Genomic DNA, 23,721 nt, shown 5'->3' on the forward strand with positions numbered 1-23,721 from the left:
ACGGGACGTTCCGCGCCACGAAAGATCGACGTTGACGTGGGCACGCCCCGCGCGGCGACAACACCCGTATGCGTGTCGTCATCGTCACCGAGTCCTTCCCGCCCGACGTCAACGGCGTGGCGCACTGCGCCCTGCAGACCGCCCGCCACCTCGCCGCCCGCGGCCACGACCCCCTCGTCGTCGCCCCCGCCACGGCCGACGGCCCGGACGCCGACACCGGCGCCCCCTGCCCCGTCGTCCGCGTGCCCTCCCTCCCGCTGCCCGGCTACCCGCAGGTCCGCGTCGCGCTGCCCACCCGGCGCGTCGCCCGGACGCTCGCCGCCCATCGCGCCGACCTCGTCCACCTCGCGGGCCCCTTCGTCCTCGGCGTCCGAGGCATGGCCGCCGCCGCCCGCCGGAGCGTGCCCGCCGTCGCCGTCTACCAGACCGACCTCGCCGGTTACGCCCGGACCTACCTCGGCGCGGGCGACGCGGCCGCCTGGCGCCGGATGCGCGCCGTGCACACCGCCGCCGACCGCACCCTCGCCCCCTCCACCGCCGCCCGCGCCGCCCTCGAAGCCCACGGCGTGCCCCGCGTGCGCCTGTGGCCGCGCGGCGTCGACTCCGCCCGCTTCCACCCGGGACGGCGCGACGACGCCCTGCGCGCCGCCCTCGCACCCGGCGGCGAACTCCTCGTCGGCTACGTCGGCCGCCTCGCCCCGGAGAAACACGTCGAACTCCTCGCCGAGACCTGCCGCCTCGACGGCGTCCGCGTGGTCGTCGTCGGCGACGGGCCCAGCGAGCCCGCCCTTCGTGGCGTCCTGCCCGGCGCCCTCTTCCTCGGCCGCCGAACCGGCGACGAACTCGCCCGCATCTTCGCCTCGTTGGACGTCTTCGCGCACACCGGCCCCCACGAGACGTTCTGCCAGACCGCCCAGGAGGCCATGGCCTGCGGCGTCCCCGTCGTCGCGCCCGCCGCCGGCGGCCCCCTCGACCTCGTCGCCCACGGCAGGACCGGCCTCCTCGTCCCGCCCGGCGACCCGCACGCCCTGCGCGACGCGGTCTGGTCCCTCGCCGCCGACCCCGCCCGCCGCGCCGCCTACGGAAGCGCCGCGCGCGCCGCTGTCGCCGCCCGCACCTGGGAGGCCGTCGGCGACCTGCTCGTCGAGCACTACACCGACGTGCTGCACGCCCGTACGGCGGTGGCGGCGTGAACGCCCCGCTGCGCATCGTGCGCCTCGCCAACTTCGTCGCCCCCGCCTCCGGCGGCCTGCGCACCGCCCTGCGCGAACTCGGCACCGGCTACCGCGCCGCAGGCCACGACCCCGTCCTCGTCGTCCCCGGCGAGCGGTTCAGCGACGAGGAGAGCGCCCAGGGCCGGATCATCACCCTGCCGGGCACGCCCCTGCCCGGCACCGGCGGCTACCGCGTCCTGACCGACCGCCGCCGCGTCGCCCGCCTCCTTGACCGGCTGCGCCCCGACCGCCTCGAAGTCTCGGACCGTACGACACTGCGCTGGACCGGAGAATGGGCCCGCCGCGCGCGGGTGCCGGCCGTGATGGTCTCCCACGAGACCGCCCACGGCGTCCTGCGCACCTGGGGCATGCCCGAGCGGGCCGCGCGCCGCGCCGCCGACACCCTCAACATCCGCACCGCGCACGCCTACGCGCGCGTGGTGTGCACGACCGAGTGGGCCGCCCGCGAGTTCGTCCGCGTCGGCGCCCGCAATGTCGTACGGGCCCCGCTCGGCGTCGACCTCGCCCGCTGCCGGCCGGGCCGCGCCGACAGTGCCGTACGTGCCCGCTACGCGCGCGAGGGCGAGATCCTGCTCGTCCTGTGCACCCGCCTGTCCGTCGAGAAACGCCCCGGGCTCGCCCTGGACGCCCTCGCCCGGCTGCGCGCCCGCGGCCTGCCCGCACGGCTCGTCGTCGCCGGGGACGGACCGCTGCGCGCCCGCCTCGAACAACGGGCGCACAACCGGCGGCTGCCCGTCGCCTTCCTCGGGCACGTCGACGACCGTGACGCCCTCGCCACGCTGCTGGCCTGCGCGGACGCGGCGCTCGCGCCCGGGCCAGCCGAAACGTTCGGCCTCGCCGCACTCGAAGCCCTCGCCTGCGGCACACCGGTCGTCGTCAGCGCGTCCTCCGCGCTGCCCGAGGTGGTCGGCGCGGCGGGAGCGGTCGCCGGGGACAGCGGGCGCGCGTTCGCCTCGGCCGTCACGGAAGTCCTCGCACGGCCCGAGGAGCAGCGCCGGCGTGCGGCACGCGCGCGTGCGGAACTGTTCGGCTGGGAGCAGGCGGTACGGGCCTTCCTCGCGGCGCACGAGACCGGCGAGGTCACCCGGACCCCGGGCGCCTCGACGGCCCACGACGCGCGGCGGAGGCCGGTATGAAAGCGCTGCGGTTCGCCGCGCTCGGCGACTCCCTCACCGAAGGCGTCGGGGACCCGGTGGACGGCGCCTGGCGCGGCTGGGCCGCCCTCCTCGCCGAAGGGCTCGCTCCCGCCGAAGTCCCCGTGACGTTCCGCAACTTCGCCACGAGCGGCGCCACGACCGCGGACGTCCTGCGCGAGCAGGCGCCCCGCGCGCTGGAGTTCGCGCCCGACCTCGTCTCCGTCGTCGTCGGCGGCAACGACACCCTGCGCCGCACCTTCGACATCGCGGCCGTCGCCGCCCGCCTCGACACGGTCTACGGCGCGTTCGCGGGCCGGGGCGCGCTGCTGCTCACCGCGTGCCTGCCCGACCCCGGCGCCCTGCTGGGCCTGCCAGGGGCCCTGGCCCGCCCTCTGGCGCGTCGCCAGCGCGCCGTCGACTCCGTGGTCCACGCCCTGTCCGAACGGCACGCGGCGGCCCATCTGCACGCCGACCCGGGCTGGGTCGCCGACCGCGCGCTGTGGAGCGTGGACCGCCTGCACCCGGGCGAGCGCGGACACCGGCTGTTCGCCGCCCGCTTCCACGCCGTGCTCGCCGCCTCCGGCACCGCCGTGGGGCCGCCGCCCGCCGAGCGGCCCTAGCCGCGCGGCCGGCCTGTGGTGGCTGGCCACGGCGGGCACCGGATGGGTCGCCCGGCGCTGTACGGACCTGCTGCCGCAGCTTCTCGCGCTGGCCGCCGACGAGGTACGGCACGGCATGCGCGGCACCGGCGCCCGCCTGGATCTGCGGGCGTCGGCCGGAGCGGCCGCCGCCCTCGCCGCACTGTCCGCGCCGCCTCCCGTGCTGCCTCAGAGCACCCGGTGCTGACGGTCGCGGGTGTCCGTGACGAACATGTGGCCCGGCGCGTGCGTGATGGCGAACGGCGGGCGCGACGCCATCACGGCCGCCTGGGGCGTGACCCCGCACGCCCAGAACACCGGCGTGTCGTCCGGCTCCGGCGTCACCGCGTCCCCGAAATCGGGCGTGGCCAGGTCCTCGATGCCGAGCACCGCCGGATCGCCCAGGTGGACCGGGCTGCCGTGCACGGCGGGCATCAGGGCGCTCTCCCGTACCGCCGCCTCCAGCGCGTGCGGCGGCACGTGCCGCATCGACACGACCATCGGCCCGTGCAGCCGTCCGGCGGGCCGGCACGCGCGCGTAGTGACGTACATCGGCACGTTGCGCCCTTGGTCGATGTGGCGCAGCGGCACACCCGCCTCGGCCAGCGCCCACTCGAACGTGAAGCTGCATCCCAGCAGGAACGTCACCAGATCGCCGCGCCAGTGCCCGAGCACATCGGTCGGCTCGTCCACCAACTCGCCGTCCCGCCACACCCGGTAGCGCGGCAGGTCCGTACGCAGGTCCGCGTCGGGCGCCAGGACCGTCGTGGCGGAACCGGCGTCCGTGACGTCGAGCACCGGGCAGGGCTTGGGGTTGCGCTGGCAGAACAGCAGCATGTCGTAGGCCCAGTCCGCCGGCACGGCGATCATGTTGGCCTGCGTGTGCCCCTGCGCCCAGCCCGCCGTGGGCGCGCTGGCGCCGGCCCGGAAGTGGGCCCGGACCTGCCGGGGCGTCCAGGAGGCGGTGTGCGCGCGTTCTTCCGTACGGTTCACAGGAGTTCCTTTCCACGGGTCTCCGGCAGGCCGAGCAGCGCGACGACGGCCAGGCCGTAACCGATCGCGCCGAACACGAGGGCACCGCCCACGCCCCAGCCGTCCGCGAGGAACCCGACAAGAGTGGGGAAGACCGCGCCGACCGCGCGGCCCGTGTTGTACGTGAAGCCCTGTCCCGTGCCGCGCACGGCGGTCGGGTACAGCTCGCTCAGGTAGGAGCCGAAACCGCTGAAAATGGCCGACATACAGAAGCCCAGCGGAAAACCGAGCACAAGAAGCAGCCCGTCCGCCCCTGCCGGGATGTGCGTGTACGCGAGGACGCTCACCGCCGACAGGACGGCGAACAGCACGATGTTGCCCTTGCGGCCGAGTACGTCGGTGAGGTGGCCGCCCGCCAAGTAGCCGGTGAACGCCCCCGAGATGAGGAAGGCCAGATACCCGCCGGTGCCGACGACGGTCAGCCCGCGATCCGACTTCAGGTAGGTGGGCACCCAGGTGGCGAGCGTGTAGTAACCGCCCTGCGCGCCCGTCGACAGCAGCACCGCGAACAGGGTCGTGCGCCGCAGCCCCGGCTCGAAGATCCGCCTGAACGACCCCGCGCGCGTGGCGGATTGCCGCGCCTCCGTCGCCGCGGGCGCGTCCCGTACGCGGCGCCGCACCCACAGCACCAGCAGGGCCGGCAGCGCGCCGGTCCAGAACATGACCCGCCAGGCCAGATCCGCGTCGAGGAATTGGAACACCAGCGTGTAGGCGATCACGGCGAGCGCCCAGCCCACCGCCCACGCGCTCTGCACGGCGCCGAGCGTGCGGCCCCGGTCGCGGGCCGTGGCGTACTCCGCGACCAGCACCGCGCCCACGGCCCACTCGCCGCCGAACCCGAGCCCCTGGAGGGCGCGGAAGACGAGCAGCGTCTCGTACGTGGGCGCGAAACCGCAGGCGACGGTGAAGACCGCGTAGGTGGCGATCGTGAGCAGGAGGGCGCGGACACGGCCGATCCGGTCCGCGAGGACACCGGCGAGCGCGCCGCCCACGGCCGACACCACGAGCGTCACCGTCGTGATCAGGCCCGTCCGGCCGCTGTCCAGGCCGAAGTACGCGGCCACCGCCACCATGCTCAGCGGCAGCGTGAAGTAGTCGTAGGAGTCGAGGGCGTACCCGCCGAAGGCGCCCGCGAACGCGCGCCTGCCGCCCGCCCCGAGATCGCGCAGCCATCCGAACGGGCCGCCCGCCCCGGGAACTTGGCCCGGGGGCGCGCCGCCGGACGGGGAGGGGGCGTCCGTACCGGGCGTCGGGGGAGTCGTGCTCATGGGCACCTCGCAGGGGAACTCGCCGGAACTGAGGGGAGTGGGCGGTCGTGCGTGGGATCGCGTGTGCGGTGCGCTTGCGCTGAGCGTGTGGCGGGGGTGGGCCCGGGTGGTGCGTCGGTGGGCGTGCGGGAGGTGGGGGGGCGCGCGGGGAGCGCGGCCACTCCGCCACGGTAGAGGATCGTTGAACGATCCCTCAATACCCATGTTGTCTCGTTCTTGGATGTGCGCTTGAATGCGCCCGTGGCCATGGACGAACTGAACGCGCTCGCCGACGACCGCGCGCTGCTGGGGCGCACCAGCACCGCCGAACGCGTCGCGGACATCCTGCGCAGCCGCATCTCCGAGGGCTTCTTCCCGCCCGGCACCAGGCTGTCCGAGGACAGCATCGGCGGTGCGCTCGGCGTCTCCCGCAACACGCTGCGCGAGGCGTTCCGGCTGCTCACCCACGAACGCCTGCTGGAGCACCGGCTCAACAGGGGCGTCTTCGTACGCGTCCTGAGCATCGACGACGTACGCGACATCTACCGCATCCGGCGCATGGTGGAGTGCTCGGTCGTACGTTCCCTTGGGGAGCCGCCCTACGCCCTCGACGGGGTCGCCGCCGCCGTCGCCGACGGGCGCCGCGCCGCCAAGGCCCGGGAGTGGAAAGGCGTCTCGACCGCCAACATCCACTTCCACCGCGAACTCGTCGCCCTCGCCGGCAGCGAACGCACCGACGAGCTGATGCGCAGCGTCCTCGCCGAACTCCGCCTCGCCTTCCACGTCGTCGACGACCCCCGCAGCCTCCACGAGCCCTACCTGGCCCGTAACCTGGAGATCGTCGAGACGCTGCGCGAGGGCCGCCGCGACGACGCCGAGGCGCTGCTCGCCCAGTACCTCGACGACTCCCGCGACGGGCTCGTCGAGGCGTACGGACGCCGCGTGCGCGACGGCGCCTGAGGAGAGGCCGGAGACGGCCGGGCAGCCCGTCGCATCTGCGTCGTTTCGACCGTTGTCAGACCCAGCGCCTACTCTGTGCTGCGTGACTTCGCCTGCCACCACGGACTCCGCTCCGCCCCAGCTCAGCGCGGGGCCGCGCCCCGCACCGGGGCCGGCCGCCGACGAGGGCCTCGCACGCCGCCTGCGCGCCCTCGCCTGCACCGCGCCGCTGCACGACCTCGACGTGCGCAAGGCCAACCTCGCGGGCGAGTACTCGACGTACGGGATGGCCGAGGTCGCCCTCGCCGCCATCGACCTCGTCACGCTCAACATGGACTTCGACACGGGCGCCGACCACGAGCAGATCGTCGCCCGGCTCGTCCCGCGCATCGCCGCGCAGGCGCCGCAGCGCCCCACCGCCGAGCACGAGCGCGTGGCCCGCTGGGTCCTGGAGAACCTGATCAACGTGGGCAGCGTCGACCGCGGATTCCGCGCCGTCTACGGCACGTTCGCCCCCGACGGCACCTACGTACGCCGTGACTACGACTTCAAGCTCATCGAGGAGGTCCCCGGCTACGGCGGGGGCGTCTATCTGCGCACGACCGACGAAGCGGTCAACGTGCTGGTGGGGGCCCTCGACACCGACGTCACCAGCGCCCAGATCGCCGCCGAGGTGAAGCTGGAGGTGCTGATCAGCCGGGGGCGCCTCGCCGACGCCCAGCTCGCCGCCGAGCAGGCCCGCTACCGGACTGTCCAGTACTCCGAGACGCTGCGCAAGGCCCTCGACGCCACCCGGCGCAACGTCAGGGCGGTCGACTGGCTCGAAGCCGTCCCCGACATGATCGCCGAAGCCCTCGACCACGTAGCCGACCGCTACCGCCACGAGAACGCGATCCTGACCAACATCCGCAAGGCCCGCGACGAGTCCGAGGACCCCGAGCACAAGCGCCGCGCCGCCGAGCTGGTCGACATCGTCAAGGACTGCATCCGCCGCCACACCCAGCTCCAGTCCCGGCTCCTCGAAGCGGGCCCGCTGTTCCGTGCCGAGCAGGACCGGCAGGCGTTCGCCACGCCCTCCGCGCGCGCGGGCCTCGACCTGTACGGACAGCTCGTCGCGCCGCTGCTGCCGCTCCCGCTGGACAGCGCCCTCCAGGTGACCGACGCGTTCTTCGCGCGCGGTACCGGGCTGCGCACGCCCGTCTCCGTACGGGTCGGCGACCTCGTCGACATACTGCTGACGCCGCCCCTGGAGCGGGAGCACCTGGGCGCCGAGATGCCCGAGCCGGATCTGATCGCCACCCCGGACGACAGCCGGTTCAGCGAGCAGCAGCTCGCGCACGCGAAGGCACTGCTGGATCTGCCCGCCGACGCCCCCCGCCGGCTCTCCGGGCTGCTCGCCGAGGCGCGCAGGCGCGACCCCGAACTGCCGTACCTCGTCGCCCTCCTGGCCGTCCACGCGGCGAGCCCGGCTGTCGGCACGGCCTACCGGCAGGGCGAGGAGAAGCTGCTGTTCGCCGTGGACGACGGCACGCAGCTCGACGACGAGGAGTTCGGCGGCGCCGACCTCATCGTCGGTACGGCACTGCTCGACGCCGCCGGCATGGCCGCCGACCGCACGGAGGCGGCGTGAGCGCGGGCCGGTCGGGCGCCCGCCTCCGCACCGGCGGGCCGTGCGCCTCTACGGCGGGCACGGCGACCCCGTTCGCCGGTACTGCGTACGCCGGCACCGCGTGCACCCGTACGACGTACAGCAGCACCCGCACCACGTACGCACCCACCGCGTACGCACCCACCGCGTGCCCCCGCACCACGTACGCACCCACCGCGTGCACCCGCACCGCGTACACCTGCACCCGCACTACGTACACCCGCACCACGTACACCTGCACGACCGAGGAGCACCGACCGTGACCGAGTACCCCGAAGAGCACGGCGAGTGGGGCGAGCCCGTGGCCTCGGGCGGCGCGGCGGCCGGCGCGGTCAAGGCGCCCGCGCCCGTCACCCCGGCCGACGCCGCCGACGCGGCCCGGCTGGTCTCCTTCGGGCTGCAGCCCAAGCTCCAGCCCTCCCGCGACCAGGAGTACGGCGAACTGCTGCGCCGCTACCGCGAGGACCCCGCGTTCGCGCGGCTCGCCGACGCGGTCGCCACCGGGCTCGGCCTCGTCGTCCTGGAGGTCTCCCCGCGCGCGGGGATGGCCGTCACCGCCGCCGAGGACTCCGTCTTCGCCGTCCGCATGGGCGACTACGCGCGCCGGACCACCGCCGACGCCGGCGACCGCTTCCTGCACGGCCTCGCCCACCTCGCCGTCGCCGCGCTCGCCTTCCCCCGCCCCGAAGACCTCGCCGACGACGGCTACATCGGCCGCGTCAGCGTCAACGGCGTGGACGCCTTCGTCCGCCAGGCTTGCCGCAAGCTGGAGGAGCGGGCCGAGGAGACCGGCGAGAACACCGACCCGGCCACCGACGCCCCCGGCCTGGAGGCCGCCTGGCGCATCTGGGCCCGCCGCAGTTCGACGGGCGCCACCAAGGACACGCGCCGCCTCGCCAGTTCCACCACCGGCATCGTCGGCAAGGCCGTCGCCTTCCTCACCGAGTCCGGCTTCCTCCAGCGCACCGGCGACGACGGCGGCGGCACGTACCGCACGACCGCCCGCTACCAGCTCCAGGTCCGCGACATGGCCGGCACCGCCGCGATGGCCGAACTGCTCGACCTGGGTGTGGTCACCGTCACCGACGGCACCGCCAGCCTGGTCCCCCCGATGGACGAGGACGCCGCCGAGCTGGCCGCCGACGCCGGCCTGCCGTTCCACTCCTGACCCCTCGAAACCGTCCGCCCCAACCACGAGAGTCCGCCATGTACGAGCTGTCCCGGGTCCGCCTCTACTCCATCGGGCCTGCCGGCGCGCGCTACGCCGACACCGTGCTCGACCTGCGCGGCGTCGGCGAGCCCGTGCCCGACCCCGCGCCCACCCAGGCGGAGTTCTTCGAGGACGAGCCCGTCGGACCGCCGCGCCGCCCCGCGCCGGCCGGCGTCCTCTTCCTGGAGAACGGCGGCGGCAAGTCGGTCCTGCTCAAGCTGATCTTCTCCGTGATGCTGCCGGGCCACCGCAACACGCTGGGCGGCGCCAGCTCCGGCGTGCTGCGCAAGTTCCTCCTCGCCGACGACTGCGGACACGTCGCGCTGGAATGGCAGCACACGCTCACCGGTGAGTGCGTCGTCGTCGGCAAGGTCAGCGAGTGGCGCGGACGCCAGGTCTCCAACGACCCGCGCAAGTTCGCCGAGGCCTGGTACTCCTTCCGCCCCGGCCCTGGCATGAGTCTGGACGCGCTGCCCGTCGCGGAGTCCACGACCGTCCGCCCCGCCGCCGAGGGCGCGTCCGGCGCCCAGGGCCGCCGCCGCACGATGAAGGGCTTCCGCGACGCGCTCACCGAGGCCGGCAAGGCGTACCCGCATCTGGAGGTGCACTGGGAGGAGATCCACGACCGGTGGAACGAGCACCTCGGTGACCTCGGCCTCGACCCCGAACTCTTCCGCTACCAGCGCGAGATGAACGCCGACGAGGGCGAGGCCGCCGGCCTGTTCGCCGTCAAGAAGGACTCCGACTTCACCGACCTGCTGCTGCGCGCCGTCACCGACACCCGTGACACCGACGGCCTCGCCGACCTGGTCAGCGGCTTTGGCAACAAGCTGGGCCGCCGCGCCGAGTTGATCGCCGAACGCGACTTCACCGCCGGGTCCGTCGACCTTCTGACCCGCATCGTCGAAGCCGCCGACGCCCGCTCCCGCGCGCGTGACATCCACGCCGCCGCCGAGCGCCGCACCCGCACCCTCGCCCGCCGCCTCTCCGCCCGCGCCGGCGTCGAGCGGGACCGCGCGGGCGACCTCGCCCAGCAGGTCACCGCCGCCGCTCGGACCGTCACCGATGCGGAGAGCGCCCGTGAGCGCAGCTCCCTGATCGCCGCCGAACTCGCCTACCGGCACGCCTCCCTGGCCCTCGCGGGCGCCGAGAAGGCCGCCGCCGCGCAGAAGCGCGAACTGGCCGAGGCCCGCACCCTGCACTCCGCCTGGCAGGCCGCCGAGGCAGTACTGCGGCACCGTGCCGCCGCCGACCGCTCCGCGCGCGTGGCCGCCGCCATCCGCGAGGCCGAGCGCGACGCCGCCCCCGCCCTCGCCGCCCGCGCCAAGGCCGCCTCCGAGCTGGTACGGGCCCTGCACGGCGCCGCCGAGAAGGCCGAGCAGCACGCCAACGAGGAGGAGGAGCGCTCCGCCGTCCTCCAGGAGACCGGCGAACGCGCCCACCGCGACGCCACCGCCGCCGCCACCGACGCCCAGCGCGCCCGCAGCGAACTCGGCCACCTGCGCCAGCGGCTCGCCGAGGTCGAGCAGGAGACCGCCGAGGCCGTCCGCGCCGGCTGGCTCGACGACAGCGCCCCCGACGCCGACCCGGCCCGCGCCGCGCTCGCCGCGACCGACGCCGAGAAGACGACCGTCGCCGCCTGGGACACCGCCCGCGAAGCCGCCCGGCGCGCCGCCGAGCACGCCCGCGAGGCCGCCGCCGCCGAGAGCCGCGCCGAACTGACCGCAGCCCGCGCGGCCGACGCCGCCCGCGCCGCCGAGCAGAGCCACCGCGCCGAGCAGCGCACCGCCGCCGCCCTCGCCGCCGAGGAACGCATCGCCGAACTCCTCGGCATCGGCGGCCGCCCCGCCCCGGACGACGCCGACACCGACAGCGCCGCCACCGCCGGCCTCTCCGGCTATCCGGGCGCCCTGCGCGCGAAGGCCGCCGCGCAGCACAGCGGCGACGACTCCATCGGGGCGGTTCTCAGCCCCGAGGACCTCGACCGCGCCGCCGACGACCTCAAGGTCCTCCTCGACGACTCGGTCGCCTCCGCCGAACGGCAGTTGTTCGACCTGCGCACCGCCGCCGCCGACGACGCCCGCATCCTCGGCGCCCTCGGCGACGGCGGCCTGCTGCCGCCCGGGCCCGACGTCCTCGCCACCGTCGAGTTCCTCGGCGAGCACGGCATCCCCGCCCTGCCCGGCTGGCGCTACCTCGCCCAGTCCGTCGACCCCGCCGACCACGCCCGTGTCCTCGCCGCCCGCCCCGAACTCGTCGACGGCGTCATCATCACCGACCCCGGCTCCCACGAGCGGGCCCGCGACGCGCTCTCCGGCGCCGCCCTGCTGCCGCGCTCCGCGGTCGCCGTCGGCACCGCCGCCGCCCTCCTCGCCCCCACCCCCGCTGAGAACCGCTCCGACGAGGGCGTCTTCCTCGTCCCGCCGAACCCGGCCATGCACGACGAGCACGCAGCCGACGAGGAGCGCCACGCCCTGCGCGCCCGCGCCGCCCGCCGCGACGAGGACATCCGCGCCCTCGCCGACCGCCTCGGCAAGGACCGCGAACTCTCCGCCCGCCTCACCTCCTGGCGCGTCGGCTGCCCCGCCGGGCACCTCGCCGAACTGGCCGCCGCCGCCGAGGAAGCCCGCACCTTCGCCGAAGAGTCGGAGGCCGAACTGGCCGAGGCCCGCTCCGCCCGCGCCGAGGCCGACGAGGCCGCCGCCGAGGCCACCCGCGTCCGCGACGAACGCCAGGAAGCCGCCCAGAAGGCCCGCCGCGCCGCCGACGCCCTCGCCGGCCTCGCCTACCGGCTCCGCGAGCGCACCGCCTGGCAGGCCAAGGTCCGCGAACTCGCCGACGAGGCCGTCGAGTTCGAAGCCCGCGCCCAGACCTGCCTCGACCTAGCCCGCGCCGCCGACGAGGACCGGCGCGCCGCGCAGCGCTCCGCCGACGACGCCCACCGCACCGCCCGCACCCTGCGCGCCGAGCGTGCCGAGATCGCCGGCGCCCCCGACGACCTGCCCGACGACGCCCACGGCGAGGCACCGAAGGCGTCCCTGCCCGCCCTGCGCGAGGCATACCGGGCCGCCTCCCAGGTCTACGAGAAGGTCGGCGTCGGCGCCGACCTGCGCGCCGAACAGGCCCGCGCCGAGAGCGACGAGTCCGCCGCCCTCGCCGAACTGGACCGGCTCAGCAACAAGGTCCGCACCCGCGCCGCAGCCCTCCTCGAATCACCGGAAGGATCCGACGGCCCGTCCCGCCAGGCCGCCGCCTCCCGCGCCGAAGAACTCGTCCAGCTCCTGGAGACCCGCGCCTCCACCGCCAGCGAACAGCTCGGCCGGCTGCGCGGCGAAGCCGAACGGCACGCGCCCGAGGTCGGCGACGCCCACACCGAACTGCCCGAGGACCTCGTCCCCGCCGACGTCGAGCACGCCCAGACGCTGCTGCGCACGGCCACCACCGAACTCGCCGCCCGCACCGACGCCCTGGGCACCGCCCGCGCCGCCCACGCCGAACTCCTCGACGCCCACCGCGCCGCCGAGGACGCGGTCGGCGGCTTCGAGGAGACCGCCGCCCTCCTGCGCGACCTGCTCCGCGACCACGCCGCCGAGAGCGAGGAGCAGGAGGAGCCCGAGCCCTACCCGGGCACGCTGGAGGAAGCCCGCACCTCCGCCGCCGAGGCCCGCCGCTCCCTGCGCGGCTGCTCCGCCGATCTGTCCGCCGCCGAGGCCGCCGTCCGCGAGGCCTCCGACATCCTCGTCCGGCACGCCAACTCCACCCGCTACGAGCAGGTACGCACGCCGGCCCGGCAGCAGATCCGCGAACTGCCCGCGTCCGCCCTGCCCGAGCACGCGCAGCGGTGGGCCGACGCCTTCGCCCCGCGTCTTCGCGTCCTCACGGACGAGCTGGCGCAGCTCGAACGCAACCGTGACTCGATCGTCGACCGTCTTCGCGGCCTCGTCGAGTCCTCGCTGGCCACCCTGCGCTCCGCCCAGCGCCTGTCCCGGCTGCCCGAGGGACTCGGCGAGTGGTCGGGCCAGGAGTTCCTGCGCATCCGCTTCGAGGAACCCGACCAGGCCACCCTCGTCGAACGGCTCGGCGAGGTCATCGACGAGGCCACCCGCGCCGCCGTCAAGAAGAACTCCGATCTGCGCCGCGACGGTATGTCCCTGCTGCTGCGCGGCGTCAGCGCTGCCCTCCAGCCCAAGGGCGTCGCCGTCGAGATCCTCAAGCCGGACGCCGTGCTCCGCGCGGAACGCGTCCCTGTCGGACAGATGGGCGACGTGTTCTCCGGCGGCCAGCTGCTCACCGCCGCCATCGCCCTGTACTGCACGATGGCCGCGCTGCGCAGCAACGACCGGGGCCGTGACAAGCACCGCCACGCCGGCACCCTGTTCCTCGACAACCCCATCGGACGCGCCAACGCCACCTACCTCCTTGAGCTGCAGCGTGCCGTCTCCGACGCGCTCGGCGTCCAACTCCTGTACACCACCGGCCTGTTCGACACGACCGCACTCGCCGAGTTCCCCCTGGTCATCCGTCTGCGCAACGACGCCGACCTGCGGGCGGGGCTGAAGTACATCAGCGTCGAGGAGCACCTGCGCCCTGGCCTTCCGCAGCAGGACCCGGAGGGCGAGACGGTCCACGGAGAGATCACCGCGACGCGGATGTACAAGCGCCCCGAACCTCAGACCGCGTAACCGGCGGCCGCCGGGCGGGGGGTGCCGTGGGGCTGCCCCCGTTGGGCGGTGCCGGTGCCGGCACCGCCCGCTGTCTGTCGGCCCGCCGACGTTCAAAGCGGGCGCCCGCCCCCTCCGAAGGCTCATGAATGCGTGAGCTGCCCCGCACCGCCGCGCCCGCGTATGTTCTCCGGGGCCCGGCGCCCCGCCCGCCGGGCTCGGCGCCGCTCCCTGCGCAGTTGGCGCGCGGTGCTGGCGGGAACCGAGACGACCCCGTTGCGCTGGTTCCACACCTGGCGGGTCACCCAGACGTCGAGGACGCCCCACGTGGCGACGACCGTGCTGGCGACGCTGCTGAGCACCATCGGGAACGCCAGCCAGGAGTCGGACAGGGTGCACAGGAAGGCCACCATGGCCTGGATCAAGGTGATCGCCACTATGAGGACCGCCCGTACCGCAGCCGTGCGCACCGGGTCCGGCAGCCGGCGCCGCTTGGCCGGCTCCTCGACCCACAGCTCCCGTCGCCCCTCTGTCTCCATCGCCACGTCACTCCCCACCACTCCCGGCCCCCAGGGCCCTTCCGGCCCGATGCCCCCGCACCGGCCTGACCAGTGACTGCCCGTTTTGCTCTGCTTTACGCCACTGGGTGGGCCGCACCACTTCCCCGTACGACATCTGCGGGCGCCTCTCTGCGTGCCCCCGCCTGCGCCGCGTACACACCCCCGAGCGCCGCCCGGGGGCGGCTCCGCGGATGCGGCCCGTGGAGGCGCCGCGCTCCGGCGCCTCCGGTGGAACTGCCTCGTGTGCCGTCCCACCAGCTACGACGATCCGGCCTTCGGAAAGATTCCCCGCGTTCACTCGATCGTGGCGCGGAATCGTTCATCTGACCTGTCCGGCGCGGCCGGAGTGGCGAGTTCCGGCCAACTGCCCCACAGGCGCGTCCGATTATGAACCCCTGGCGAGGTCGCCTTCCTGGGTTGCAATCTCCCCTCATGCCCGGACAACTCCGGACGTGGGCAGGGGTGTTGAGGAGAACGGCGTCCGGACGGGCCTTCGAGTTGCCTGTGTCTCAGTAGTAGGCTCGCGCCGTTTGTTGCCGCACATGTGTACCCCTCGCCTCGTCGCAGGGGGCCGATCTGGGGGAGGCCATGCGCTTTCGCGGGAAATCCATCCGCCGGAAGATCGTGGCGCTGCTGCTCGTGCCGCTGCTCTCCCTCACCGCGATCTGGGCCTTCGCCTCCGTGATCACGGGCCGGGCCGCCGTCCAACTCCTGTCCGCGGGCAAGGTCGCCGACGCCATCGGCTACCCCCTCGTCGACGCCGGACGGGCGCTCCAGGACGAACGCCGCCAGACCCTGGTCTACCTCGCCGACCCGCGTGCCTCCGACGCCGAGTCCGCGCTGCGCACCCGTCGCACCGCCGCCGACGAGCAGATCTCGCGGATCAAGGAGAAGGCGCGCGACTCCGGCCTGCGCGGCGACCTCACCAGCGAGGCACGCGGCACGCTCGACGCCGCCGTCGAAGGCTTCGCCGGCATCGAGTCGCTGCGCCGCAACGTCGACGAGGGCACCGTCACCCGCGCCCAGGCCCTCGACTTCTACAACCGCCTGATCGCCCCCGCGTACGACTTCCTCCTCGACCTCACCGCGCTCGACGACTCCAAGGTCGAACGGCAGGGACGCGCGCTCGTCGGCGTCATCAAGGCCGGCGAACTGCTCTCCCAGGAAGACGCGCTCGTCGGCAGCGGACTCGTCGCGCGTCGCCTCACGCGCGTGGAGCTGCGCCAGATCTCCGACCTCGTGGCCCAGCGCACCCTGCTGTACGACACGAACCTCGCGCTGCTGCCCGACGACGAACGCGCCCGCTACCAGCGCTACTGGCGAGGCCCCGAGACGAACCCGCTGCGTACCGCCGAGACAGCCCTCGTCAACGGCGAGCCCGGCACCCCCGAAGGCGTCACCTCCGCCCGCTGGGACAAGGCCGCACAGCAGGTCATAGGACAGCTCGTCGCACGCGACAAGACCGCCGCACACCGCTACCAGGACCGCGCCCGACCGGTGGCGATCCAGGTGCTGCTGCGCGCCGGCATCGCCGGGGTGCTCGGCCTTGTCGCCCTGCTCTTCTCCCTCTTCCTGTCGTTCCGTATCGGCCGCGGCCTCATCCGCGACCTGCGCCGACTGCGCCTGGAGGCGCACGAGGCGTCCGGCGTGCGCCTGCCCGGCGTGATGCGCCGCCTCGCGGCGGGCGAAGAGGTCGACGTCGAGACCGAGGCCCCGCGCCTCGAATACGACAAGGACGAGATCGGCCAGGTCGGACAGGCCCTCAACACCCTCCAGCGGTCCGCCGTCGAGGCCGCCGTCAAGCAGGCGGAACTGCGGCGCGGCGTCTCCGAGGTGTTCGTCAACCTCGCCCGCCGCAGCCAGGTCCTGCTGCACAAGCAGCTCACCCTGCTCGACACCATGGAGCGCAGGACGGAGGACACCGACGAACTCGCGGACCTCTTCCGCCTCGACCACCTCACCACCCGCATGCGCCGCCACGCCGAGGGCCTCGTGATCCTCTCGGGCGCGGCCCCCTCACGGCAGTGGCGCAAGCCGGTGCAGCTCATGGACATCGTGCGCGCCTCCGTGGCCGAGGTCGAGGACTATGAGCGCATCGAGGTACGGCGGCTGCCGCGCATCGCCGTGACCGGCCCCGCCGTCGCGGACCTCACCCACCTCGTGGCCGAACTCCTGGAGAACGCCACGGTGTTCTCGCCGCCGCACACCGCCGTGCAGGTCGTCGGTGAACGCGTCGGCAGCGGCTTCACCCTGGAGATCCACGACCGGGGCCTCGGCATGGCCCCCGACGCGCTTCTCGACGCCAACCTCCGCCTCGCGGAGACCCCCGAGTTCGAACTCTCCGACACCGACCGGCTCGGCCTGTTCGTCGTCAGCCGCCTCGCCCAGCGCCAGAACGTCCGCGTCTCCCTCCAGCCCTCCCCGTACGGCGGCACGACGGCCGTGGTGTTCATCCCGGACGCGCTCCTGACGGACGACGCGCCCGACACCGAGGGCGCCGGATTCCGCCTCGACCGCCCGGATGCGGCCCGTCGCGCCGGCCGGGCCGCCGGCACGGACAAGAAGGAGGGGCTTCCCGGCCTCCCGCCGTCGGTGCTCGACGGACCTGTCGAACTGGAAGCGCCCCTGAACACCGCTGACATGACGCCGTTCCCTGGCGCACTCGGCGACGAGGACAGCGAGCGTGGCGGCCTGTTCCGCCCGCGCCGCCCGGTCTCCGGCCTCGCCGGACTCCCGGGCGAGCAGCACCAGCACGCGTCGGCGGCGGACGCCGAGAGCGACGGCCACGGCCTCGCCCGCTCGGCCGACCGCTCCCTGGACCGTACGTCGGGTCGCTCGCCGGAGCGGGCGGGGGAGCGGGACGCGGATCGCAACAACGCGCGCGTAGCGGGCCGTTCCACACCTGACGGCCTGGTCGCCCTGCCCCGGCGCCGCACGCCCAAGCTGGTCAGCTCCCACGGCAAGCCCGTGGACCGTTCCGGGGACGGACGGCCCGACGACGCTGTCGAGCAGCACGAACGCGACCGCGACACGCCGCGTGGGGCCTCCCTCACGCCGCTCGCCCAGCTCCCGCGCCGACGCGGCAGGGCGGGCGAGCGGGACAGGGAGCCGGACGCGACAGGCACCTCAGGGGGCCGTACGGGTTCCCAGGGGCCTGGGGAGCCCCCGGCACCTGCGGCCGCCCCGGAGGGCAGCGAGGCCCCGGGCACGCGCCAGAAGCCCGAGCCCGTCCGCGAGACCAACTCCACCGGCTCCACCGCGAGCGCGGGCACCGGCACGGCCCGTACCGGCACCGCCCCCGGCGGCCTCCCGCGCCGGGTCCGCCAGGCCAATCTGGCACCGCAGTTGAAGGACGGCCCCGACCTGCGCGCCGACCGCGCCAAGGGCCGGGACGAGAGCGTCACGGCGTCGCCCGCCGACCGGGACGCCGACGAGGTACGCAGCCGCATGGCGGCACTCCAGCGCGGCTGGCAGCGAGGCCGCGAGGAGAACGCGGCGGACGTCACGAGCGACCAGAGCGCCGACGGCACAGCACAGGGAACGACATCTGAGGGGGACGGTCGATGACCGCACCGAAGGCCACCGCGTACACCACGAACGGTGCGTCGAGGGAGCTCAACTGGCTCCTCGACGATCTGGTCGAGCGCGTCGGCAGCATCCGCAAGGCACTCGTGCTCTCCGGGGACGGTCTGCCGACGGGGGTCTCCAAGGACCTCAGCCGGGAGGACGGCGAACACCTCGCCGCCGTCGCCTCCGGGTTCCACAGCCTCGCCAAGGGCGTGGGCCGGCACTTCGACGCGGGCGGGGTGCGGCAGACCGTCGTCGAACTCGACGACGCCTTCCTGTTCGTCACCGCCGCGGGCGACGGCAGTTGCCTCGCCGTCCTGTCCGACGCCGACTCCGACGTGGGCCTCGTCGCCTACGAGATGACGCTGCTCGTCAAGCGGGTCGGCGCGCATCTCGGCACGGCCCCGCGCACGGACCAGCCCGCCGGCGGGTAGTGGAACGGCATGAGTGCAGACGGGCACCGGACGCAGGAGTCACAGGAGACGCGGGAGACGCACCACTGGTTCGACGACGATGCCGGACCCGTCGTGCGTCCCTACGCCATGACGCGCGGCCGCACGAGCAGCGCGTCCCAGCACCGGCTCGACCTGATCGCCGTCGTCGTGGCGGAGACGTGTGACGGCGGCGCCCTCGCCGACCAGACGCTGTCCCCGGAACACGTCGACATCGTCGAACTGTGCCGTCACACCCCCCAGTCGGTCGCCGAACTGGCCGCAGAACTCGACCTTCCCATCGGAGTCGTACGTGTCCTCATAGGCGACCTCGTCGACGAGGACCTGGTCCACGTCTCACGCCCCGTGCCCCCGGCCGAACTGCCCGACGAGAGCATTCTGCGCGATGTGATCGACGGCCTCAGGGCGCTCTGAGACACCAGCGCCACCGGAATCGGCACCGGCGCCGGTACCGGCCGACAGCAAACAGGAGAACCAGCCATGATCTTCGGGCGCTCGCAGCGAGGCAAGGCCCCCGTCGAACCGGTCACGCTCAAGATCCTCGTGGCCGGCGGGTTCGGCGTCGGGAAGACCACGCTGGTCGGCGCAGTGAGCGAGATCCGCCCACTGCGCACCGAGGAACTGCTCAGCGAGGCGGGCCGCCCGGTGGACGACACCCACGGGGTCGAGGGCAAGCACACGACGACGGTGGCGATGGACTTCGGCCGTATCACGCTGCGCGAGGACCTGGTCCTGTACCTGTTCGGCACCCCGGGCCAGGACCGCTTCTGGTTCCTGTGGGACGAACTGGCCACCGGGGCGCTCGGCGCGGTCGTGCTCGCCGACACGCGCCGCCTGGAGGACTGCTTCGCCGCCGTCGACTACTTCGAGCGCCGCTCCATCCCGTTCGTGGTGGGCGTCAACTGCTTCGAGGGCGCCGACAGGTACCCCGCCGACTCCGTGCGCCAGGCCCTCGACCTCGACGCCGAGGTCCCGGTGCTGCTGTGTGACGCGCGGGAGAAGGAGTCCGTGAAGGACGTCCTGATCGGTGTCGTGGAGCACGCCGCCACCAGCGTCGCCCACCACCGCCAGCCCGCGGCGACCTGAGAGGCCCCGGCAAGCGGTCCGTCCCCGTGCTGGAGGGCCCACGCCGCCCGACTCGTTCCCGCGGCCGGACCGCGCCCCGCCTCCCGAGTCCCACGCCTCCCTCACCGCACGGCGACCACCGCCGACCCGTGCCCGAACAGCCCCTGATTCGCGGTGATCCCGACCCGCGCTCCCTCCACCTGACGCTCCCCGGCCGTACCCCGCAACTGCCACGTCAGCTCGCAGACCTGCGCGATGGCCTGCGCGGGGACGGCCTCGCCGAAGGAGGCGAGGCCACCGCTGACGTTCACGGGTATGCGCCCTCCGCGCGCGGTCGCTCCGTCCCTGAGCAACTTCGCCCCTTCGCCCTCCGCGCACAGACCGAGGTCCTCGTACCACTGCAACTCCAGGGCCGTCGACAGGTCGTACACCTCCGCCAGCGACAGATCCTCCGGCCCGACGCCGGCCTCCTCGTACGCGGCGCGCGCTATCGACGCCCGGAACGCGGGGCCCTCCGGTCGGGCGCCGGCCGCCGAGTCCGTGGCGATGTCGGGCAGGTCGAGCACCGTGCTCGGATACGTCGGCGTCACCGTCGACACCGCCCGTACGCGCACCGGGTCCGTCACCCCGTGCCGGCGGGCGAACTCGACGCTGGAGAGCACCAGGGCCGCGCCGCCGTCCGAGGTGGCGCAGATGTCGAGCAGCCGCAGCGGGTCCGCGACGACGGCCGACGCTGCCACTTCTTCCGCCGTCACGGCCTTGCGGTAGCGCGCGTACGGGTTGCCCAGGCCGGCCGCCGCGTTCTTCACCTTGACCTGGGCGAAGTCCTCCAGCGTGTCGCCGTACAGGGCCATGCGGCGCCGCGCGTACAGCCCGAAGTAGGCCGGATTGGTCGCGCCCAGCACGCGGAACCGCAACCAGTCCGGATCGTCCTTCCGGTCCCCGCCTGCGGGGCGGAAGAAGCCCTTGGGCGCGGCGTCGGCACCCACCACGAGGACGACCTCGGCGAGCCCCGCGCGTATCTGCGCCCGCGCCGTGTCGATGGCCTGCGCGCCGGAAGCGCACGCCGCGTACACACTCGTCACCCGGGCGCCCTGCCAGCCGAGGGCCCTGGCGAACGTCGCCCCGGCGACATAGCCCGGGTAGCCACCCCGCACCGTGTCCGCGCCGACGACCGACCCCACGTCCTGCCAGTCGATCCCGGCGTCCGCGAGCGCCGCCCGCGCCGCCGCTGTCCCGTACTCGACGAAACTCCGTCCCCACTTGCCCCACGGATGCATTCCCGCACCCAGAACCGCCACGTCCCCCGTCATGCCGCCACCCCCGTCGGCCGCCAATGCCATGTCGTCCAGACCGTGCCCGACTCCTCGTCCCCCTCCTCGCTCAGCACGCCCGGCACGACCTCCACCTCCATGCCGACCTCCAGGTCCGACACGGTCACCCCAGGAGCCGCCTGGCCGAGCACCACGATTCGCTCTGCGGCAAGCTCCACAGCGATCAACGCGTACGGCTCCCAGGGAAGTTCCCGGTTCGAGACAAATAAGGTTCCGGCGGCCGGTAGCGGGCGTCGGTGTACGACCAGATCCGTCCCCGGCGCGACAGCGGTACCTCGATCAGCTCACCGCCCCCGCACGCCGGATTGCGGCACAGCCCGTCCTCCCGAGGGAAGAACACCGAGGCGCACGCCGCGCACCGCGTCCCGAGCAGCCGGAATCCGTCCCCCTCGCCCGCGAACCAGTCGGCCACGACCGGAGTGTGGGCACGCGCCATGTTTCCTCCCCGACACCGAATCTGACGGAACGTCAGGAGTGTGCCACGCTCGACTCGAACACGGCAGGGCCCCGGCAGAACCGGCGAAGCGACTCTCGCGTCCCTGTCATGCGTGAGGGGCGGACGGGAACCACGGGGGTGCTCCCGGCCGCCCCTCACGCGTCCCGGCTGGGGTCTTCCCTTCGGATCAGGCGCGACCCCGGCATGATCCGAAGGACAGGCCCTAGGCTGCTCCGGTGATCGAGGACGGGGCGACAGACCAGGGCAGCGTGAACACCGTGCGCCGCGTGGGCGAGACCATCCGCCGGCCTGCGGGGGAGTGGACCCCTGCCGTGCACGCCCTCCTGTCCCACCTGGAAGCGGCCGGCTTCACCCGCGCCCCGCGCGCTCTGCGCGCCGAGGACGGCAAGGAGACCCTCTCGCTGCTGCACGGTGAACCCGCGTTCTCCCCCTGGCCTCAGCCCCTGCGCGCCACTTCCGGCATCGCGGCGCTCGGTGGCTGGCTGCGCGAGTACCACGAGGCCGTCCGGGACTTTCGTCCGCCGCCCGGCGCCCGCTGGCAGGGCGAGGACGAGCCGTGGCGCCCCGGCATGATCATCCGCCACGGTGATCTGGGCCCCTGGAACTCCATCTGGCGCGGCGACGACCTCACCGGCTTCATCGACTGGGACTTCGCCGCCCCAGGACACGCCATCGACGATGTCGCCCAACTCGCCTGGTATGCCGTCCCCCTGCGCCCCCCAGCGCAACAGCGGCGCGCGCCCCTCACAGGCCCGGAGGACGTACGCACCCGGCTCGACATCCTCTGCGCCGCCTACGGGACCCGCCGGGACGCCGTACTGGACGCGCTCGACGCCCTCCAGAGCCGGGAAGCGGCCCGCATCGAACGCCTGGGCGGCGACGGACGCGAACCATGGCTCACCTTCCTCACCCGGGGCGACGCCACCGAGATGCAGGCCGAACAGGCGTGGCTCCGCGCGGAACGCGCCACTCTCCTCGCCCCGAGGTGAACGACGCGCCCAGAGGTGAACGACGCGCTCCGCGCGCGAAGCGGCTCGCTCAGTGCCCGGCCAGCGACCTCCTGGAGACAGGGAAGTCGAAGTATGTGTTCGGGAAGAGTTCCGGCTTGTACGTGTAGTGCCACCACTCCTCAGGCAGATTGACGAACCCCTGCGCGGTGAGCGCGTCGCGCAACAGGTCCCGGTTGGACCGCTGCACACCTCGCACGCGCGGGTCGTCCGTGTGCGCCAGGGTGTCGAAGCAGTCGAAGCCCGTGCCCATGTCGACAGAGTTGTCGGGGAACCGTTCCTTCTGCGGCCCGTAGCAGGGCTTCAACTCCTCACCCGGCACATAGGCACGCGTCGGCGCGGCAGGAAGCCGGACCACCGTCAGGTCCAGGGTCGAGCCACGGCTGTGCCCCGACTTCTCCGCGATGTAGCCGTCAGCGAACAGACGTGTCTTGTCGACATGCGGATAGAACTCCGCCTTCATCTTCTGATCCCCGAGATCCTCGGCCCACCGCACGAAGTGATCCACCGCGCGCTGCGGCCGGTAACAGTCGTACACCTTCAGCGAATAGCCCCGCTTCAGGAGACCGACCTGCGCCTTGTGCAGCGCGTTCGCCGCCGGCCGCGTGAGGATGCACAGGGGCTTCTTGTAACCGTCGACGGGGCGGCCCACGAAGTTGTGCTGCGTGACGTAGCGCATCTCCTGGATGATCGTGGGATCGATGTCCTTGAGCGCCACGAACTCCTTCGGCGCCTTCGGGTCGGGCGTCGCATGGGCGCCGGCGGGAGCGGCGGCCACACCGAGCAGCGCGGCGGCCGAGACAGCGGCAAGTTTCCGCAGAGCGGCGGCAGTTCGATTCATGGACCAGCGTCTATCAGGAGCGAGGGGCTCCGGGGAAGACCACCCACCGGTGATCGGATACAGTCCGCGCCGTGCCCGCATCCACCGACCCCACCGCCCGCCCCGTTCCGGACTCCCACTGCTCCAGTTGCGGAGCCGCCTACGGGAGTGAGGTGCGCGGCTGGCCGCGTACCTGCCGGGCCTGCGACTCAGTCGCCTACCGCAACCCCCTGCCGGTCGCCATCGCCCTCCAGCCCGTGTACGACACGGCCGGCACCGCCCTCGTCGTCATCACCCGCACCATCGCGCCCGCGCGCGGGGAGTCCGCGCTCCCCGGCGGCTTCATCGACGACCGCGAGGACTGGCGCCGCGCCGTCGTCCGCGAACTCAGGGAGGAGACGGGCATCGACGCCGCCGCGCGGGACGTACGCCTCGCTGACGCGATGAGCGCGCCGGACGGACACCTGCTCCTGTTCGGCCTGCTGCCCGAGCGCCCCGCCTCCTACCTGCCCGAAAGCGCCCCGACCGACGAGACGGACGGCTGGCACCTCCTGCACCGCCCGGCGGAACTGGCCTTCCCGCTGCACACACTGGCCGTCAGAGCCTGGTTCGAAGGACGCTACACATAGGGGCACACGCCCAAAGCGCCCCCCATATAGGCATCCGTATCGACCGGCCCACATACAGGCAGCCGTCAGGCCTTCAGCCTCCGG

Annotated in this window: 18 protein-coding genes and 2 pseudogenes; 14 read left to right on the plus strand and 6 right to left on the minus strand. The window is 73.9% G+C overall.

Annotated elements, in window-relative coordinates; all coding sequences use genetic code 11:
* Window positions 1-68: 68 nt before the first annotated feature.
* The 3 genes and pseudogenes from ACZ7LY_RS26520 to ACZ7LY_RS26530 all read left to right on the plus strand — a co-directional run bounded on the left by ACZ7LY_RS26520 (window position 69) and on the right by ACZ7LY_RS26530 (window position 3,217).
* Window positions 69-1,193 (plus strand): glycosyltransferase family 4 protein, encoded by a 1,125-nt coding sequence (locus ACZ7LY_RS26520; protein WP_471627220.1) that lies wholly within the window; start codon window positions 69-71, stop codon window positions 1,191-1,193.
* Entirely contained in the window at window positions 1,190-2,371 is a 1,182-nt protein-coding gene (locus ACZ7LY_RS26525) for a glycosyltransferase (RefSeq protein ID WP_471627221.1), read from the plus strand. Before ACZ7LY_RS26520 ends, ACZ7LY_RS26525 begins: the two co-directional genes overlap by 4 nt.
* Window positions 2,368-3,217: pseudogene (locus ACZ7LY_RS26530) on the plus strand (SGNH/GDSL hydrolase family protein). Before ACZ7LY_RS26525 ends, ACZ7LY_RS26530 begins: the two are co-directional and overlap by 4 nt.
* On the opposite strand, the gene ACZ7LY_RS26535 reads toward ACZ7LY_RS26530, so the two are convergent.
* A complete protein-coding gene (locus ACZ7LY_RS26535) occupies window positions 3,199-4,002 on the minus strand; it encodes a putative hydro-lyase (RefSeq protein ID WP_471627222.1) in 804 nt (267 codons plus the stop codon). The pseudogene ACZ7LY_RS26530 and the gene ACZ7LY_RS26535 overlap by 19 nt on opposite strands.
* Entirely contained in the window at window positions 3,999-5,309 is a 1,311-nt protein-coding gene (locus tag ACZ7LY_RS26540) for an MFS transporter (RefSeq protein WP_471627223.1), read from the minus strand. The genes ACZ7LY_RS26535 and ACZ7LY_RS26540 overlap by 4 nt, the downstream gene beginning before the upstream one ends.
* Window positions 5,310-5,555: 246 nt before the next feature.
* On the opposite strand from ACZ7LY_RS26540, the gene ACZ7LY_RS26545 reads away from it, so the two are divergent.
* The 5 genes from ACZ7LY_RS26545 (at window position 5,556) to ACZ7LY_RS26565 (ending at window position 13,767) form a co-directional block, all read left to right on the plus strand.
* The gene (locus ACZ7LY_RS26545; RefSeq protein WP_471627246.1) at window positions 5,556-6,248 is read left to right on the plus strand and encodes a GntR family transcriptional regulator; all 693 of its coding nucleotides are present in this window, start codon (window positions 5,556-5,558) and stop codon (window positions 6,246-6,248) included.
* A gap of 82 nt (window positions 6,249-6,330) precedes the next feature.
* Window positions 6,331-7,857 carry a hypothetical protein gene (locus ACZ7LY_RS26550; protein WP_471627224.1) on the plus strand — a complete coding sequence of 509 codons (1,527 nt, stop codon included), beginning with the start codon at window positions 6,331-6,333 and terminating at the stop codon, window positions 7,855-7,857.
* Complete coding sequence (locus ACZ7LY_RS26555; RefSeq protein WP_471627225.1) at window positions 7,854-8,138, plus strand: hypothetical protein; 285 nt, start codon at window positions 7,854-7,856, stop codon at window positions 8,136-8,138. Before ACZ7LY_RS26550 ends, ACZ7LY_RS26555 begins: the two co-directional genes overlap by 4 nt.
* The gene (locus ACZ7LY_RS26560; protein WP_471627226.1) at window positions 8,135-9,043 is read left to right on the plus strand and encodes a hypothetical protein; all 909 of its coding nucleotides are present in this window, start codon (window positions 8,135-8,137) and stop codon (window positions 9,041-9,043) included. The genes ACZ7LY_RS26555 and ACZ7LY_RS26560 overlap by 4 nt, the downstream gene beginning before the upstream one ends.
* 38 nt (window positions 9,044-9,081) lie before the next feature.
* Entirely contained in the window at window positions 9,082-13,767 is a 4,686-nt protein-coding gene (locus ACZ7LY_RS26565) for a coiled-coil domain-containing protein (RefSeq protein WP_471627227.1), read from the plus strand.
* A gap of 122 nt (window positions 13,768-13,889) precedes the next feature.
* Here the strand turns inward: ACZ7LY_RS26565 and ACZ7LY_RS26570 are convergent, their stop codons facing one another.
* The gene (locus ACZ7LY_RS26570; protein WP_471627228.1) at window positions 13,890-14,306 is read right to left on the minus strand and encodes a hypothetical protein; all 417 of its coding nucleotides are present in this window, start codon (window positions 14,304-14,306) and stop codon (window positions 13,890-13,892) included.
* Window positions 14,307-14,894: 588 nt separating this feature from the next.
* Between ACZ7LY_RS26570 and ACZ7LY_RS26575 the strand changes: the two genes are divergently transcribed.
* From ACZ7LY_RS26575 to ACZ7LY_RS26590, 4 genes are all read left to right on the plus strand, one after another.
* Window positions 14,895-17,873 carry a sensor histidine kinase gene (locus ACZ7LY_RS26575; protein ID WP_471627229.1) on the plus strand — a complete coding sequence of 993 codons (2,979 nt, stop codon included), beginning with the start codon at window positions 14,895-14,897 and terminating at the stop codon, window positions 17,871-17,873.
* Entirely contained in the window at window positions 17,870-18,307 is a 438-nt protein-coding gene (locus ACZ7LY_RS26580) for a roadblock/LC7 domain-containing protein (protein ID WP_471627230.1), read from the plus strand. The genes ACZ7LY_RS26575 and ACZ7LY_RS26580 overlap by 4 nt, the downstream gene beginning before the upstream one ends.
* A 9-nt stretch (window positions 18,308-18,316) precedes the next feature.
* Window positions 18,317-18,739 carry a DUF742 domain-containing protein gene (locus ACZ7LY_RS26585; RefSeq protein WP_471627231.1) on the plus strand — a complete coding sequence of 141 codons (423 nt, stop codon included), beginning with the start codon at window positions 18,317-18,319 and terminating at the stop codon, window positions 18,737-18,739.
* A gap of 66 nt (window positions 18,740-18,805) precedes the next feature.
* Window positions 18,806-19,411: a GTP-binding protein gene (locus ACZ7LY_RS26590; protein WP_471627232.1), complete on the plus strand. Its 606-nt coding sequence runs from the start codon at window positions 18,806-18,808 to the stop codon at window positions 19,409-19,411.
* A gap of 101 nt (window positions 19,412-19,512) precedes the next feature.
* Here the strand turns inward: ACZ7LY_RS26590 and ACZ7LY_RS26595 are convergent, their stop codons facing one another.
* A complete protein-coding gene (locus ACZ7LY_RS26595) occupies window positions 19,513-20,703 on the minus strand; it encodes a lipid-transfer protein (RefSeq protein ID WP_471627233.1) in 1,191 nt (396 codons plus the stop codon).
* Window positions 20,700-21,160, minus strand: a pseudogene (locus ACZ7LY_RS26600) (Zn-ribbon domain-containing OB-fold protein). Before ACZ7LY_RS26600 ends, ACZ7LY_RS26595 begins: the two are co-directional and overlap by 4 nt.
* A 236-nt stretch (window positions 21,161-21,396) precedes the next feature.
* Here ACZ7LY_RS26600 and ACZ7LY_RS26605 point away from each other — a divergent pair.
* Window positions 21,397-22,170: a phosphotransferase gene (locus ACZ7LY_RS26605; RefSeq protein WP_471627234.1), complete on the plus strand. Its 774-nt coding sequence runs from the start codon at window positions 21,397-21,399 to the stop codon at window positions 22,168-22,170.
* Window positions 22,171-22,219: 49 nt separating this feature from the next.
* On the opposite strand, the gene ACZ7LY_RS26610 is transcribed toward ACZ7LY_RS26605, so the two are convergent.
* The gene (locus tag ACZ7LY_RS26610; RefSeq protein WP_471627235.1) at window positions 22,220-23,029 is read right to left on the minus strand and encodes a M15 family metallopeptidase; all 810 of its coding nucleotides are present in this window, start codon (window positions 23,027-23,029) and stop codon (window positions 22,220-22,222) included.
* Between the two features lie 71 nt (window positions 23,030-23,100).
* Here ACZ7LY_RS26610 and ACZ7LY_RS26615 point away from each other — a divergent pair, with 71 nt between their 5' ends.
* Window positions 23,101-23,637: an NUDIX domain-containing protein gene (locus tag ACZ7LY_RS26615; protein ID WP_471627236.1), complete on the plus strand. Its 537-nt coding sequence runs from the start codon at window positions 23,101-23,103 to the stop codon at window positions 23,635-23,637.
* The last annotated feature ends 84 nt before the right edge of the window (window positions 23,638-23,721 follow it).

It is taken from the genome of Streptomyces sp. NPDC107550, assembly GCF_055639095.1.